The sequence below is a fragment of the Neptuniibacter pectenicola genome (assembly GCF_001597735.1).
Lineage (GTDB): Bacteria > Pseudomonadota > Gammaproteobacteria > Pseudomonadales > Balneatricaceae > Neptuniibacter > Neptuniibacter pectenicola.
In genome coordinates this window covers 65,835-80,583 of sequence record NZ_LUTS01000008.1, presented here as the reverse complement: position 1 = coordinate 80,583, position 14,749 = coordinate 65,835, and the positions used below count along the sequence as shown (strand labels likewise).

Below are 14,749 nucleotides of genomic sequence, written 5' to 3'. Positions count from 1 at the left end.
AGTGAGTAAATACATAACAGTTGAGGTCGAGGTCGATCTTTCTGACTACATGGACGAGATGTGTGAAGCGCTATCAGAAGAGGCGCACGATGAAGGGAAGCTTGTAAGCGTAGAAGATCTTTATAGAGAGTTTAACTTGTTCGGCAAACAGGCTCTTCTAAATATGGTTGAAGACCTTCTGTATCAATCAAGCGGCGTTCGAGTAACCCTTTCTGACTAAAGGTGACGTTATGGATAACTGGACAGCTGGGCCCGCACCGGAAGAGACAGCGGTGTTAGCAAATATGGACCCTAATACTGAGTATACCGCTAGCGATCTAGCTAGGCTTATCGGTACTACGCATCAAAAGATCAGCTCAACACTTAGATCAATACGAAGGTCTGAGCTTATCAGCACATACAGAAAGCCTGGCATTAACTGTCTTTTATATAAAACAAATCAGCTGGTCATAGACCTTGGTGGGGTTGAAATGAATCCGAGCGAAACAAAGCAAGAGCGCACTAAACGCCAAGCCCGCGAACGAAAGCGCCAAGAGCGCGCACGTAAAAAAGCGCATCTTCAGGCAGTAGGCGCACAAGATTTAAAGTTTACGGCTTACCGGTCCACCAGCGAAGCGCTAGAAAAGCTGGTGGCGTTTAACGAATGCGAAGAGTGGCAAGAGGTAACAACCCTCCTCATTCATAATGCGGCGGATCTTATAGAGCGCGACCCGTCACAACTAGAAGAATTATTAAGCGTGAAGCGTCACGCGCAGGGAATAAATAATGACTAAACAAAACACACACCATCTATCACATGACGAGCTAACCGAGCACGCTCGCCAGTTAGAGCACGAAAACCAAAAGCTTCGCCGCGCTGCCGACATGCTAACGGAAATATCCAAACTGGTTAGAAACGCTGGTGGTAGCACAACACTAGAGGCCGTGGCAAAACTTCGAGGCCGCGCACTTATGCAGCAGGCTTACTCATTCCTGGCATTAAACGCGCTAGAGCTTGATGCCGGAGAATGGGAGGCAGGCAAAAAGATTCGCCACCTACGAGAGCAAATACAGCTAGCCATAAAGCATCTTTTAAAAGCAGACACGAACGGTGCTGAATTAGATGAATTTATAGTGCTTGTTAGTGATAAAGACGGGCTTAAACACACAAAGCTGCACTACTTGTTCAGCGAAGCATTAGCCGACTATATGGTGCATCGCTCATCCGGCGAGACCTTGGTAGCTAAAATACAAAACAGCCACCAGCCACTCCAAAAAATCCGCTACAAAGGCGTTGACCTAGTGGTTTCAGGGGGTGATCAATGAATCGCTACACATTCCGCATCTACAGCAACAGAAAGCTAAAAGGCACGATAGACCTAATAACGGATGCAAACAAGCAAGGGGCGGCACAGGCAGCACAACGCCACGCGCTAACACTCTATCCTTTAGCAACAGTTCAGAGCGTTAAGGCCGCGTAGCAAGTCTTTATCAGGAGGCAATGATGGGCGCAACGATTTATCACCCGAAAGGCAGCATGTGCATTAAATGCAAGCATCAGCTAGACAGAAAATGCAGCAAGTTAGAATTTAGCGAAATGAAGACAATAAAACAGTATTCACATGCAGATGATCCAACAGTATTTAAAGTTGTTATTTGTGCTAGATACGATGCGGGCACATCCGCATAACCCAGCGTAGGCTGCGATTTGCACGAACTTGGGGAAAAGAATGATCACAGTAAATAGTTATTTCTGCGGAGCCGGTTTAATGGATGTCGGCTTATTGAATGCAGGGATTGAAATCAACCAGTCGTTTGAGCTGGATAAAGATGCCTGCAATACCTATCGGTTTAACCTGGGCGATCATATTAAGCAGGTTGATATTTCCGAGCAGCTGGTAATGGAACAAGACTCATGTGATGGAATGGTTTTTACCTACCCGTGCACGAAGTATTCAACCATCGCAGACATTCACAAAACCAGGACCGGCGATGAATTGTTTTTACATGCTCTTCGTCATTTAGCAATCGCCCGACCTGAATTCTATGTCGTTGAAAACGTGCCAGGCATGAGGGCGTTTCCAATCGTTATGGAGGCAATGACTAAAATGCCTGATTACTACGTGCAGGTATTCTGCCCGATTCAATCTGAGCAATGGTTACCACAACGCAGAAACAGACTGATCATTGTAGGCACCCGTCGTCAGTTCAGCATCAGAGCGCCAGAGAATACCAAGCCTTTGAAGCTGACAGATATTATTGAAGCTGATCCAAAGGTTACTTTGCCAAAAGCAATCAAGGCCAGAATGAACGGTGAGTACAGAGACCTGCCTATTATTTCTGATCCTGGCAACGGTGATATTTCTCCTACCTGCGTAGCTCACTATGCAAAGGACAAAAGCACCAGACTGGTGAAAGACAAACGCTTTCCCTTGGGAGTTCGCCCCTACTCTGTCAGAGAGTATGCCCGGCTTCAGGGATTACCGGATTCTTTCCAGTTTCCGGTCTCTGACACGTCAGCCTATCGACAGATCGGGAACGGTGTTTCTGTTCCGGTCGGTGAATGGGTCGGTAGAGAAATGAAACGATACATGGCGCAGGTGGCCTAACCCCACGGCTTAGCCGATGGAGTGCAACGACAGTCGAGCCTAAAGCCGATTGTTATACGGCTACTAACTACGGAGAGATATATGTATTTAACGGTGCAAGAGATTATTGATTTAGCTGAATTTTCAGGCCTGAAAGTTATTAGCGAGCTTAATGATGAAGAGCTAGAGACCGAGATAACTATAGGTGCTGACTGTAATGGTATTGAGATAGCAGACGATGAGGGGGTAATTGAAAAGTACAGAGCGGTAGCTAGATGTGATGGTTGTGATTATGACGAGCTTCAACCACTTGGAAAGCCTCTATACGTATAACCCCGTAAACACGCGGGAACGAAACAAGCGAAGCGGCGTGCAGTGAATCGCCGTGATTTACATTGTTATGAGGTGATTTATGGACTTACTGGCGTGGACTATTGTGGTGATTTTTTATTTGACTTGCGTGATGCCGTTAATAGGTGACGCGATGGTTGGACACATGACAACTTACGTGGAAGCAGTGAAGATTGGAATAATGATGCATATCGCATTGATTGGGTTTGCATCTGTACTGTTTAGCGTAGTTTGGGCGTGGTTGCGACTAACCAAATAACCCCAAGCTAACTGGGCTGCGATAGTGGACATGTTGAATGATGAGTTCGATTTTTGGTTCCAAATTGACGGTGTCCACATTCAGAACAAAAAGCAGAAGGTTAACAAGTATGCCGCCTACTCTGTTGAGCTTGGGCAGGTAGCGCCATAACCTTTAAATTTGCGGTTGAGAGCCGCAGGCGAACAATCCGACAAGGAGCCAGTATGAACACGAAAGAAATTGTAAGAGAGAATGGAAAGATTAAGGCCAAGTTAACAAAGGATGATTACGACACGCAATTACTGACTATGCGTAACGGTTTTCAGTGGACGGGACAGCCTATGACGCCAGAGCTGGCAAAGCTGACAATTGAGGTTTTGCAGCAATATTTGGACGAAGGTTTATAACCCGCAGGACAGCGGTGAGGAATGAAGCGCAGCGTAATGACGATCCGCTGCTACTGGTTGTTGGGCGACAGGAGTTAGAAATGAAGTGCGATAGCTGCAAGAAAGGTTTTAACGGGATGAATGGAATGGGATACCAACCCTGTAGTTGTCCACCGCCAACAACTGAAAACATCCCATCTGAGCCGCAAAATCCATTTGCTATAGACATTATAAGAGGTATAGCGATAGCAGTTTTTTTATTGACGCTAGCAATTATTTATTGCAGCGCCTAACCCGGTTTTTAACGGGTGCCGAAGGCATCCTCTTTTAAATATTTATTATTCGTCGGAGGTGATGAATGGGACACTTTAACAAGCTAACGCCAGCCGAAGCAGAGCGCCTCAGCATACTCGCAGAAGAGTGCGCCGAAGTAATACAAGTGATTGGAAAAATTCAGCGTCACGGGTTTGATAGTTGCCACCCTAACGGTGGTCCCAACAATAGATCGCTGCTTGAAAAAGAGTTGGGTGATGTTTCAGCAGCCAAGTACTTAATGCTAGAAAGCGGTGACGTTGATGATGATGCTATTGGTCAGGGATTTACTGACAAGATATTTAGCATTCCTCGGTATCTGCACCATAACAAGCACTTATTCCCAGACTATAGGCAGACAGATAATCAAGATCGTGAGCGCTGCTGCGGCGATTGCGACATGCCAATCACTGAATGTGACTGCAACTGACGAATAACCCAGCGATAAAACGCGCGAGAGCAGCGAGCAGTCGGATTGATTGCACTGTTATATTTACGGAGGGCGCTATGCCACAAATTAAAGTAAGTTTAAATATCGGTTTAGTTAATGCGACTCAGGAAGACATCATCGACATTGATGAGACTGAATGGAGTGAGTGCGAAACAGATGAACAGCGAGAAGATTTAATCAGCGACTACTGGCGGGACTGGTCAAACAATCATATTGACGGTAGTGCAGAGTTGGTTGAGTGAATATAACCCAGCGGTAATTTGGACGAGTGAAACGAGGCTCGAATTTAATGCATTGTTATGGCGCGGAGGTGAATGGAAATGCAGACATTGACAAAAATAGGCATTAACGAAGACGGCGAATTGTATATGGTTTTTGACAACAGCAATTTTGTCAGCACTACGATCAGCGAAGGCGACACAAGCGATGATGTCATGTCCGCGCTTGAGGATATAGCCGCCCAAGTTCAGAACGTAGACGACTAGCGCCATAACAAGCAGTTCAACGTCTGCGAGGTTACGAGCTGTACCGATGAACGTAGTGTTATACAAAACGACTAAACAAAATATGGTGTTTCGATATGAGCATTGAATTTTTAACAGATAAGCAGCTGGAAGACCTGACAGGCTATAGCCAGCCTGCTAAGCAGCGGCAGGTGCTCGATAAGCACGGCATATTTTACATAGTCAGACCTACCGATGGACGACTGCGGGTTACACCTCATCACATATACAACCCGTACCACCAGCAGGTTGATCAATCAAAACACAGTACAGCGCCGGATTTCAGGGCGCTCAGCATGGTAAGTAATTAACATGGGTCGCAGAAGAAAAGCCGGATCGGAATGGATGCCTCCGCGTGTATATCAGGGCAAATCAGCGTATGAGTTCAGGACTAAAACAGGCCAGTGCATAAAACTATGCCCAATCGGAGCAACCCGCAAACGCGTCTGGGATCGCTATACAGAAGAGCAGCGCAATCTTGAAATGCGTGACGGATCAATGGAACACCTCGTTACAGAGTTCCTATCCTCCCCCGCTTTCTTCGACCTCGCCCCGCGAACACAAAAAGACTACACCCGCAATGCAAACGTCATAATGCCGGTGTTCGGTAAAATGTCAGCAGAAGCTATACGGCCCGCCATGATACAGCAATACATGGATATACGAGGCACAAAAAGCAAGGTCCAAGCAAACCGCGAACATAGCTTTATGAGTAAAGTCTTCAGCTGGGCCTACGCACGCGGCAAAATCACAGTAAACCCCTGCAAAGGCGTTCCAAAATTCACAGAAAAAAGCCGCGATAGATACATTACAGATCAAGAATACACCGCAGTACTACAACAAGCACCGCCGCTTCTGTACGCAGCAATGGAAATAAGCTATTGCTGTGCAGCACGTCAAGGCGATGTATTAGCGCTAACTCCAGCGCAGCTGCTAAACGAAGGCATACTAATAAAGCAAGGAAAAACAGGCAAAGTTCAAATAAAAGCTTGGACTCCACGCCTCCGCTCAGCCATCGAAATAGCAAGAAGACAAAGCGCAATACACAGCATTAACTGGGTACTAGCAGACGCAAAAGCACAAAAAATATCAGGCAACCGCCTACGGCACTGGTACGCCGCCGCAAAAGAAAAAGCAGTAAAAGCAAACCCAGAACTAAGCTTCGACTTCACATTTCACGATATAAAAGCAAAATCAATATCTGACATTGACGGCAACCCTTACGATAAGCAACAAATCTCAGGCCACAAAACAACCGCCCAGGTCCAGGTGTACGATAGGAAAATACCTATCGTAAAAACACATGACTAACATGAGCCTAATACATATATCTTTCGCTAAGCAAGCCAGTATTTAACGCCTTATTATTTGGATAGCTATGAAAACTGAACAAGAAGAATTTAATTTGCTTGCCGACAAGAAGGCAAGACTTGTGCTTAATCGGGCCAGATCAGTGAAGCTTCGGAAACGTGGCGAGATGATTTGGTGGAGTGATTACTTTAATGGATGGCTATGGCTGCCAGACAAATAACCCAAAGATAACCCGCAGGACAGCGGTGAGGAATGAAGCGCAGCGTAATGACGACCCGCTGCTACTGATTGTTATAACGGGATTTTAAGAGGTTTTGAAAATGGCCGAGTATTGGCGAGATTTAAATTTAGGCGAGGAGATAAAAGTTGGCGACCGCTGCTTTGGCGCTGATGAAACGTGGTTCACGATTCAGGATTTGAACCTAGAGTACCAGCGCCACGTGACAGAGTATTCCCGACCGATACAGCGTAAGGCTGACTGTGTGCCGCCAGCAGAGAATGGCAAAAACCGCTACGGGGTTGATGTGAGCTATTTCAGGAATGCGATAAACAGAGAGCTGAATCGCGGCCTGATAGATTACCGGCCTGATGAACTGGCTAGAGTACTGGCGCGACTATCTGTGACCGCTGATAGCTCAGTGATATTTGAGGGCGAGTTTCAAGCGCGGAAAGAGTTATAACCCAACGGCTTAGCCGATGGAGTGCAACGACAGTCGAGCCTATAGCCGATTGTTATGTGTTCTTAACTTGGAGAGATTATGGGCTGCTCAAGATGTCAGCGTGACGTATACATTCCCTGCAAAGATCAAAGTAATTGTGAAGAGCTAGAAGACGTTCAAAAGCAATGCGATCACGACTGGGAGTTTTTTGAAAATGAAGGGTATAAGCAATGCACATACCCTGAGTGCCAAAAAGAACAAGAAATGACTGATGATGATTACGAATCTATTGAGTTAACAGTTCAGCAGTTATCAGAATATGAACAAAGATACACATAACCTGGCAAGCAGAGGATTTTTAAGAGCGAAAGCGAGTAAAAATTCCTGCTGGCTTGGGTTGTTATAAACACATTGAGGATACGAAACATGAGATTAAAGGTCACTATTGCAACAACAGATCCATTCGAGAACTGGGGTAAACAGATGGCTTTTTCTGTCTCCGATCTAGAAAGAATGGCGAGCACTGCCGAGGGTGTACCCGTAACAGTAGATTTTAACCGCGATAGAGTAATAGGCAGAGTTTTCAGCGCTGAAGTTTCCGAAGGGAAATTGGTTGCAGAGGTCGAAATAAAAGAAAAGCCATTCGGCGACGAACCATCTTTTGTTGTGCCTGCCACGGTATATAGCCATGAAGAACGCGAGCATAAAAAATTGACTGAGTGTGCTATCACGCTGAAACCAGTGCAGAAGCTACCGTGTTTATAACAGGTAGTTCAACGTCTGCGAGGTTACGAGCTGTACCGATGAACGTAGTGTTATTTATGTATCAAACAATACACATGCCACAAGCAAAACTAAGCACTGTATATTCGGTATTTTATTCGGAAGTATTCGGATATAAAAAAAGCACTTAGATAAGTGCTTGATTTTAATGGAGGCGCGGGTCGGAATCGAACCGGCGTACACGGAGTTGCAGTCCGCTGCATGACCACTCTGCCACCGCGCCTCTAAAACCTGATCTAGCATTTGGAGCGGGAAACGAGGTTCGAACTCGCGACCCCAACCTTGGCAAGGTTGTGCTCTACCACTGAGCTATTCCCGCTCTGCTGTAACAAGTGGTGCGTATTATAGAGTTCCTCTATTATAAGTCAACACTGTTACGAGAAAAAAATTCTGCTTAATTATTAACCACTTACATCTCTTCAGATAATGCAGGCCAAGCTGCCCTAAGGTACTGATACATAGACCATAAAGTTAAAATCGCCGCAATGTATAATGCGGCAATCCCAGCCCAAGATACCATTGTGTAAGGCTCAGTAACGATCATCAGCATTATCGCTAGCATTTGCAAGGCTGTTTTGACCTTACCAATGTAGGAAACAGCAACATTTGAGCGTTTACCCACCTCCGCCATCCACTCGCGTAAAGCTGATATAACGATCTCTCGGCCAATAATAATAACGGCGGGGATGGTAATCCACCAATTCGCATAGCCTTCTACTAACAAGGCGAGCGATATGGCGACCATTAATTTATCCGCTACCGGATCTAAGAATGCGCCAAAGGGCGAGGTTTGGTCTAGCTTTCGGGCTAAATAGCCATCGAGCCAGTCCGTAAAGCCTGCCACGGCGAAAACACACCCCGTTGCCATCGGTGCCCATTCATACGGTAAATAATAAACGAGCACAAATACAGGGATCAGTAGAATGCGTAAGCTTGTCAGTATATTAGGTATTTTCATCAATTCTTATACATCAGGATGAAGTGCCGAGTAAATCTCTTCGGCTATGGTCTGGCTTATGGTAGAGACTTTTGCAATTTCTTCAATACTCGCACGCTCAACTTCTTGTATTCCACCGAAATGACGTAGTATTTCACGCCGTCTTTTGGGGCCAACCCCTGGAATATCTTCTAAAACTGATTTTTTGCGCGCTTTGCCTCGTCTTGCCCGATGACCTGTAATGGCAAAACGGTGAGCCTCATCTCTAATATGTTGCATTAAATGCAAAGCGGCGGAATCACTTTCCAGCACGGTTTCTTCGCCGGTCTCACCGGAGATAAGCACTTCAAAGCCGGCTTTACGTGTAGGGCCTTTGGCGATACCGATCACCAGTACTTCGTTAATCGATAGTTCGTCTAGCACTTCCATCGCTTGTGTCACCTGCCCTTTACCGCCATCAATTATCAGTAGGTCCGGCAGCTTGCCCTCACCTTTTTTCAATCGAGTGTAACGTCTAAGCAAGGCTTGATGCATAGCGGCGTAGTCATCACCCGGGGTAATACCCTCGATATTAAAATGACGATAATCACTTTTTAACGGCCCGTTACGATCAAATACGACACAGGAGGCGACTGTCGCCTCCCCTGAGCTATGGCTTATATCAAAGCACTCTAACCGCTGAGGAACCTCTTCAAGCCCTAATAGCTCTTGCAGCTCTAAATAGCGGTTGTAGATATTCTTTTTATTTGCCAAAAAGCTATTCAGCTGCTGCTCTGCATTGGTGTAAGCCAGTTTCTGCCATCCTGCCCGCTCACCCCTTACCGTATGCGCAAGGACAACCTTTTTATCCCTTGCCGAGGCCAACGCTTCTTCGATACAGGTTTTATCGGTGAGTTCATGGGAGGTTATGACATAAGCAGGAATGTCACGTACGCCCATCAGGTACCATTGGGCAATAAATGCAGAGAGTACTTCTGATTCATTCTCCTCAACTGCAACCTTAGGGTGATAGGCTTTGCTGCCAATAATACGCCCCCCTCGAACAAACAGCATATGAACACAGACACCGCCGGGCTTGATTGCACATGCGATAACGTCAGCATCACCCTGTTTGCCTGATACATACTGCTGCTCTTGAACCTTCTGCAAACTAATCAGCTGATCGCGATAGATAGCGGCTTGTTCAAAATCTAAATCATGTGATGACGCCTCCATTCGGCTGGCCACCTCATCCATAACGGCACTATTTTTACCTTCTAAAAACATGGCAGCATGGCGAATATCTTCTTGGTACGCCGCTTCAGAAATCGCCTCAACACAGGGGGCTGTGCAGCGTTTTATCTGGTATTGAAGACAGGGGCGTGAACGGTTTTTAAAGAAACTCTCTTCACATTGCCGTATTTTAAAGATTTTTTGCAGTAGATTTAAACTATCCCTAACCGCCCCGCCACTAGGAAATGGGCCAAAGTAGCGCCCGCTTTTGCGCTTGGCGCCACGACTGAATTGCACCGCGGGATAGGCCTGCTTATCCGATATAAAAATATAGGGGTAGGACTTATCATCCCTTAATAGAATATTGTACGGAGGCCTGTACTGCTTAATAAGGTTTTGCTCTAGCAGTAAGGCTTCAGTTTCGCTGTTTGTCACCGTCACGCGCACATCGGCGATCTTTGACACTAAGGCCGCGGTTTTAATGCTTAAACCGGTGCTCCGAAAATAACTACTGACACGGTTCTTTAAATTTTTGGCTTTACCGATATAAAGCAACTGATCCGCCTGATCATACATCTGGTAAACACCTGGACGGGTTGTAAGCTGCTTAAGAAAGCCTTTAGCGTCAAAGTCTTCTATTATATTGTCTGACTGCACGTTTAATTATCCGCAATCGCCTCAAGTTTACGGGTATCCATGTATTCGTGGGTGGCGATACGATGGATCTCTTCAAGCGATTTAAGTGTTTCCTCTGTGATACCCGCGCCTCGCGATAGCGAAACTTCAAGGTACACGCCAATTTCTGCGTAATAACAAAGCTGAGCATCAGTGCTACGCGCACGGCGTAGTTTCATAAGTGAAATTTGAGCACCATTAACTATGATATTGTTAATATCAGAATCAGACAGCATAACCTCTCGATTCTGTTCATTTAACGGTTTTTGGTTGCGTTTTGTGCGGCTCATTATTTCTCTCTTAATCAAAATTCGGTGTAAGGCATACTTTAAGCGATTCAGCCCCTTTGTGTAACTAGATAATTAATATGATAGATGACCTTCTATGGATACTTAAAACCCCTTCTCTTGTCGGGGTAGATAACGATAAAGTAATCTCCGGTGTGGATTGGCTTAACGCCGCAGAACGGATCTCTTCGGTGGAACCCGTCATAGGGAATCCAACCTCTACTCGCCTAGGTCTTTATTATGAGAACCTAGTAAGTTCACTTATTAATAAACAAATTCAACCGATTGAATTAAAAAGAAATATACAGGTAATTGAAAACCTTATAACCATCGGTGAATATGATTTTTTAGGCCGTGTAGACGCGTATGATTTTCACTTAGAGTGCGCGATAAAATTCTATTTATGTGTAGGTGATGGCGGTCAACTTTCTGATTTTATCGGCCCAAATAAACGGGATCGTTTAGCGATAAAATACCAGCGCATGCGTGACCATCAATTACAATTATCAGAGACCTCAGCGGGACAAGCAACCTGCAAGGCGATCAATATACACCCTACTAAAAAAATTATGCTACTACAGGGTTATCTGTTTTATCACCTAGATCAAGCGGCCAGTACATTACAATTAGCCGCCGAGATTAACCCGCTTCATCAAAAGGGGTGGTGGATTAGACAGAACGAATATCGAAAGCTAAGCGATCAGTTTAGCTATGCTGTTTTGCAGAAACCCTATTGGCTCTCCCCTCGTCCAGAAAAGCTAGCAACCTACCATGAATTTATAAAGGGCATCTGTCATTACGATAGACCTCAGCTTATTTGTCGGTTTGATAAAATAACGGGAAACGAGGTAGATCGGGGCTTTATTGTACCGAACCTGTGGTGATTCATGATGATAGAGGAGACTTACAGGGAGGGGTTGGATAGATCAGGCAGGTTAAGCGGCTTAACCTGCCTGATAAAAATTAGAGCTTATTCTTCTGCAGCTGCAGCGTCTTTAGCAATAACTTTTTTAAGGGTTGCAATGCCAACCACAGTTCCAATAATCATTGCTGCAACAATCACTAGGCTTGGTGCAACAGAGATAAAGCTATACTTATCCATAGAACGGTCCTTGCTATACTTTTTAGTAATAATATTTTGTATCGGGCTTATTATATCGTTTCAAATGACGATGTCTATCCGCACATAGCCCACAAAAACCCTTTATAAATAAGGGTTATTTAGTCTTCTGTTTCTAACCGTTTTAGCAGGCTAGAGGTATCTAGGCGCCCGCCCCCCATGGCCTGCACATCCGCATAGAACTGATCAACCAGCGAAGTTACAGGTAAACGCGCACCATTCTTTCGCGCTTCATCGAGCACGATTTTAAAATCTTTTCTCATCCAATCAACCGCAAAACCAAATTCGAACTCATTGTTGATCATCGTTTGATGGCGGTTGGCCATCTGCCAAGAACCTGCGGCGCCGTGCTGAATAACATCAAACACCTGTTCAGCATCTAGCCCTGAGCATTTAGCAAAATGGACCGCTTCTGACAGCGCTTGCACGAGCCCACCGATACAGATCTGATTAACCATTTTAGCCAACTGCCCCGCCCCCACGTCACCGAGTAAGCGGATCGATTTAGCATAAGCTTCAATAACGGGTGCTGCATGGGTAAATGACGCCTCATCCCCACCCACCATTACACTTAGGACACCATTTTCGGCTCCCGCTTGACCACCTGATACAGGTGCATCTAGAAAGCCAACGTTTTGCGCCGAGGCAATGGCATTGATCTCTCGGGCGACATCCGCTGAAGCTGTTGTGTGATCAACAAGCACGGAACCCGCCGCAATCCCTTTAAGCACGCCCGATTCACCGCACACCACCTCACGCAGATCATCATCATTGCCAACACATACGAACACAATATCCGCTTCGGCTGCCGCTGCTGCCGGTGTCTCCGCATAGGTTCCTTTATACTCTTCAGCCCAACGCGCCGCCTTCGACTGGGTACGGTTATATACGTTAACCTGATGCCCTGCTTTCGCTAAATGCCCTGCCATAGGGTAGCCCATAACGCCTAAACCGATGAATGCTACGTTCATAATGATCCTATTCTCTACTGGTTAACATAATGCGGCAGTGTTTAATAAAACAACGAAACCCCTTTCTCCACCGTCTAAACAATATGTGTCTTTATTATCTATCAGAGTATAAAGAATGAAACGATAAACGCTATAGGGTGAGACAGTTGCCACTAATTTGTTATTATTCATACTCTATTTACATTGAGTAATCATATGAAACGCTTCATCTCTGCGGGCTACAGATCGCTTTTAGTTTTAATGTTAAGCCTAACGCCAGCGGCTTATGCCGATACGTCGTCAACATCAGAGCTTTACCGCTTAGAGCTACAAAACACAGATAATGAAGCGGTGGACCTTTCTGCTTACAAGGGAAAGATTCTACTGCTTAACTTTTGGGCTACCTGGTGCCCACCCTGCGTCAAAGAGATGCCGTCGATGCAGAGGCTTAGAAACCACTTTTCCGAGCAGCCATTTGAAATCATTGCGATCAACATAGGTGAAAGCTCAACCGCCGTGTCGAGTTTTTTGCTTGAGTTAGATACTGAACTCACCTTTCCTATCTTATTGGATGAAGAGGGTAAGTCTTATCAGGTGTTTGGCATAATAGGCCTACCTATGACCCTGCTCTTAGACAAACAAGGGGAGTTATTATCGAGGACCTTGGGAGGTAAGGATTGGGATAGCGCAGCCTCCATCCAGCTTGTGCAAGCGGCACTCAACGCCGAGAACGACTGAATAATAGATGGGTACTATAAAAAAACCGGCCTTAGTATGAGGCCGGTTTTTTAATGTCGTGATCAACGCTTTATTCAGAAAATACAGCCGCGGCAGCCTGCGCAGCCACACCTGTATTGATCGGTGCGTTCATGCCCGCTAAGGTATTTTCTAACGCATCTAAACACAACATAACATTACGCTGTGTCGCTGCAGAGCCCATTAAACCTATACGCCAAACCTTACCGGCTAATGCACCTAAGCCTGCACCGATTTCAAGGTTATAGTTTTTCAACAGCGCTGCACGAACAGCGGCATCATCAACCCCTTCAGGAATATAGACTGAGTTTAGCTGAGGTAGACGGTCCGCCTCATCAACAAGAAAACCAATGCCCATCGTCTCTAAGCCCGCACGTAGTGCTAAATGGTGTTTTTGGTGACGTGCCCACGCATTTTCTAGACCTTCCTCTTCCAGCATAACTAACGATTCATGCAGAGCATAGAGTGAGTTAACCGGTGCCGTATGATGATACGCACGCTTACCGCCGCCACCCCAGTACCCCATGACAAGGTTGGTATCTAAAAACCAGCTTGGAACAGGCGTTTTACGGTTTTTAACCACGTCGACCGCTTTGTCACTAAAGCTAACAGGCGAGATACCCGGTGGGCATGATAGACATTTTTGGGTGCCAGAATAGATAGCATCGATCCCCCAGCCATCCACATCAAGCTCAACGCCACCTAACGAGGTTACGGCATCAACAATCGATAATGCATTATTATCCTGTGCGATTTCACACAGCGCTTTTGCATCAGAGCGTACGCCTGTCGATGTTTCAGCGTGAACAAAAGCTAAGGCTTTAATGTTGTCATGGGCAGCAAACGCGGCTTTAACTTTTTCAACACTAATCGCCGTGCCCCACTCGTCTTCAACGAGGATGCATTCACCACCAAAACGAACGACGTTTTCTTTCATGCGTCCACCAAACACGCCGTTTTGGCAAACGATAACTTTATCACCCGGTTCGATCAGGTTTACAAAACAGGCTTCCATACCCGCTGAACCAGGGGCAGAAATGGGCATGGTTAACTCATTATCAGTTTTGAAAAATGTTTTAAGCATCGCCTTCACTTCATCCATCATTCGAATGAATTCAGGATCAAGGTGGCCAATAGTTGGACGCGCCATAGCGGCAAGCACACGAGGACTAACATCTGAAGGGCCAGGACCCATCAGTGTACGTACAGGAGGATGGAAAGAAGTTGTCATTTTAGAGCCTTATTTAACGC

Annotated in this window: 25 protein-coding genes and 2 tRNA genes; 19 read left to right on the top strand and 8 right to left on the bottom strand. The window is 45.8% G+C overall.

What is annotated here, in order from left to right:
• Position 1 precedes the first annotated feature (1 nt).
• The 17 genes from A3773_RS11605 (at position 2) to A3773_RS11535 (ending at position 7,543) form a co-directional block, all read left to right on the top strand.
• A complete protein-coding gene (locus A3773_RS11605; RefSeq protein ID WP_067986181.1) occupies positions 2–220 on the top strand; it encodes a hypothetical protein in 219 nt (72 codons plus the stop codon).
• A 10-nt stretch (positions 221–230) separates the two neighbouring features.
• The gene (locus A3773_RS18360) at positions 231–773 is read left to right on the top strand and encodes a hypothetical protein (protein ID WP_231902199.1); all 543 of its coding nucleotides are present in this window, start codon (positions 231–233) and stop codon (positions 771–773) included.
• Positions 766–1,305, top strand: a complete 540-nt coding sequence (locus A3773_RS11595) for a hypothetical protein (RefSeq protein WP_067986179.1) — start codon at positions 766–768, stop codon at positions 1,303–1,305. Before A3773_RS18360 ends, A3773_RS11595 begins: the two co-directional genes overlap by 8 nt.
• Positions 1,302–1,460, top strand: a complete 159-nt coding sequence (locus A3773_RS17830) for a hypothetical protein (RefSeq protein WP_156473510.1) — start codon at positions 1,302–1,304, stop codon at positions 1,458–1,460. Before A3773_RS11595 ends, A3773_RS17830 begins: the two co-directional genes overlap by 4 nt.
• 249 nt (positions 1,461–1,709) lie before the next feature.
• A complete protein-coding gene (locus tag A3773_RS11585) occupies positions 1,710–2,588 on the top strand; it encodes a DNA cytosine methyltransferase (protein WP_067986176.1) in 879 nt (292 codons plus the stop codon).
• A gap of 81 nt (positions 2,589–2,669) precedes the next feature.
• Positions 2,670–2,900: a hypothetical protein gene (locus A3773_RS11580; protein ID WP_067986175.1), complete on the top strand. Its 231-nt coding sequence runs from the start codon at positions 2,670–2,672 to the stop codon at positions 2,898–2,900.
• Positions 2,901–3,201: 301 nt separating this feature from the next.
• Complete coding sequence (locus A3773_RS18575) at positions 3,202–3,327, top strand: hypothetical protein (protein ID WP_269454500.1); 126 nt, start codon at positions 3,202–3,204, stop codon at positions 3,325–3,327.
• A 53-nt stretch (positions 3,328–3,380) separates the two neighbouring features.
• A complete protein-coding gene (locus A3773_RS11570; RefSeq protein WP_067986172.1) occupies positions 3,381–3,563 on the top strand; it encodes a hypothetical protein in 183 nt (60 codons plus the stop codon).
• 337 nt (positions 3,564–3,900) lie between these two features.
• Complete coding sequence (locus A3773_RS11565; protein WP_067986166.1) at positions 3,901–4,284, top strand: nucleoside triphosphate pyrophosphohydrolase family protein; 384 nt, start codon at positions 3,901–3,903, stop codon at positions 4,282–4,284.
• A 77-nt stretch (positions 4,285–4,361) separates the two neighbouring features.
• Entirely contained in the window at positions 4,362–4,547 is a 186-nt protein-coding gene (locus A3773_RS11560; RefSeq protein WP_067986164.1) for a DUF7167 family protein, read from the top strand.
• A gap of 78 nt (positions 4,548–4,625) precedes the next feature.
• Positions 4,626–4,790, top strand: a complete 165-nt coding sequence (locus A3773_RS17825; RefSeq protein ID WP_156473509.1) for a hypothetical protein — start codon at positions 4,626–4,628, stop codon at positions 4,788–4,790.
• A 95-nt stretch (positions 4,791–4,885) separates the two neighbouring features.
• Positions 4,886–5,119: a DUF4224 domain-containing protein gene (locus tag A3773_RS11555; protein ID WP_067986163.1), complete on the top strand. Its 234-nt coding sequence runs from the start codon at positions 4,886–4,888 to the stop codon at positions 5,117–5,119.
• 1 nt (position 5,120) lies between these two features.
• A complete protein-coding gene (locus A3773_RS11550) occupies positions 5,121–6,119 on the top strand; it encodes a phage integrase central domain-containing protein (RefSeq protein ID WP_067986160.1) in 999 nt (332 codons plus the stop codon).
• A 67-nt stretch (positions 6,120–6,186) separates the two neighbouring features.
• The gene (locus tag A3773_RS17820) at positions 6,187–6,339 is read left to right on the top strand and encodes a hypothetical protein (protein ID WP_156473508.1); all 153 of its coding nucleotides are present in this window, start codon (positions 6,187–6,189) and stop codon (positions 6,337–6,339) included.
• A gap of 100 nt (positions 6,340–6,439) precedes the next feature.
• Positions 6,440–6,799 carry a hypothetical protein gene (locus tag A3773_RS11545; protein WP_067986158.1) on the top strand — a complete coding sequence of 120 codons (360 nt, stop codon included), beginning with the start codon at positions 6,440–6,442 and terminating at the stop codon, positions 6,797–6,799.
• Between the two features lie 78 nt (positions 6,800–6,877).
• A complete protein-coding gene (locus A3773_RS11540) occupies positions 6,878–7,117 on the top strand; it encodes a hypothetical protein (protein WP_067986157.1) in 240 nt (79 codons plus the stop codon).
• Between the two features lie 87 nt (positions 7,118–7,204).
• Entirely contained in the window at positions 7,205–7,543 is a 339-nt protein-coding gene (locus tag A3773_RS11535; RefSeq protein WP_067986156.1) for a hypothetical protein, read from the top strand.
• A gap of 167 nt (positions 7,544–7,710) precedes the next feature.
• Here the strand turns inward: A3773_RS11535 and A3773_RS11530 are convergent.
• The 5 genes from A3773_RS11530 to A3773_RS11510 form a co-directional block, all read right to left on the bottom strand.
• A tRNA-Cys gene (locus A3773_RS11530) sits at positions 7,711–7,784 on the bottom strand.
• A gap of 21 nt (positions 7,785–7,805) precedes the next feature.
• Positions 7,806–7,880 (bottom strand) — tRNA-Gly (locus A3773_RS11525).
• A 90-nt stretch (positions 7,881–7,970) separates the two neighbouring features.
• Positions 7,971–8,519, bottom strand: coding sequence for a CDP-diacylglycerol--glycerol-3-phosphate 3-phosphatidyltransferase (pgsA, locus tag A3773_RS11520; protein ID WP_067986154.1), 549 nt, complete (start codon positions 8,517–8,519; stop codon positions 7,971–7,973).
• Between the two features lie 6 nt (positions 8,520–8,525).
• On the bottom strand, positions 8,526–10,367 hold the full coding sequence (uvrC, locus tag A3773_RS11515) for an excinuclease ABC subunit UvrC (protein WP_231902198.1): 1,842 nt from the start codon (positions 10,365–10,367) through the stop codon (positions 8,526–8,528).
• Positions 10,368–10,369: 2 nt separating this feature from the next.
• A complete protein-coding gene (locus tag A3773_RS11510) occupies positions 10,370–10,675 on the bottom strand; it encodes an excinuclease ABC subunit C (RefSeq protein WP_067986153.1) in 306 nt (101 codons plus the stop codon).
• Between the two features lie 77 nt (positions 10,676–10,752).
• Between A3773_RS11510 and A3773_RS11505 the strand changes: the two genes are divergently transcribed.
• Positions 10,753–11,556, top strand: a complete 804-nt coding sequence (locus A3773_RS11505) for a DUF1853 family protein (protein WP_067986152.1) — start codon at positions 10,753–10,755, stop codon at positions 11,554–11,556.
• An 86-nt stretch (positions 11,557–11,642) separates the two neighbouring features.
• Here A3773_RS11505 and A3773_RS18570 read toward each other — a convergent pair whose 3' ends face one another.
• Both A3773_RS18570 and A3773_RS11500 read right to left on the bottom strand, forming a co-directional pair.
• Complete coding sequence (locus tag A3773_RS18570; protein ID WP_269454499.1) at positions 11,643–11,774, bottom strand: hypothetical protein; 132 nt, start codon at positions 11,772–11,774, stop codon at positions 11,643–11,645.
• A 119-nt stretch (positions 11,775–11,893) separates the two neighbouring features.
• Entirely contained in the window at positions 11,894–12,763 is an 870-nt protein-coding gene (locus tag A3773_RS11500; protein ID WP_067986151.1) for an NAD(P)-dependent oxidoreductase, read from the bottom strand.
• Positions 12,764–12,958: 195 nt separating this feature from the next.
• On the opposite strand from A3773_RS11500, the gene A3773_RS11495 reads away from it, so the two are divergent.
• Positions 12,959–13,480 carry a TlpA disulfide reductase family protein gene (locus A3773_RS11495; RefSeq protein ID WP_067986150.1) on the top strand — a complete coding sequence of 174 codons (522 nt, stop codon included), beginning with the start codon at positions 12,959–12,961 and terminating at the stop codon, positions 13,478–13,480.
• 70 nt (positions 13,481–13,550) lie between these two features.
• On the opposite strand, the gene A3773_RS11490 is transcribed toward A3773_RS11495, so the two are convergent.
• Positions 13,551–14,729, bottom strand: a complete 1,179-nt coding sequence (locus A3773_RS11490; RefSeq protein ID WP_067986148.1) for a pyridoxal-phosphate-dependent aminotransferase family protein — start codon at positions 14,727–14,729, stop codon at positions 13,551–13,553.
• Positions 14,730–14,749 lie beyond the last annotated feature (20 nt).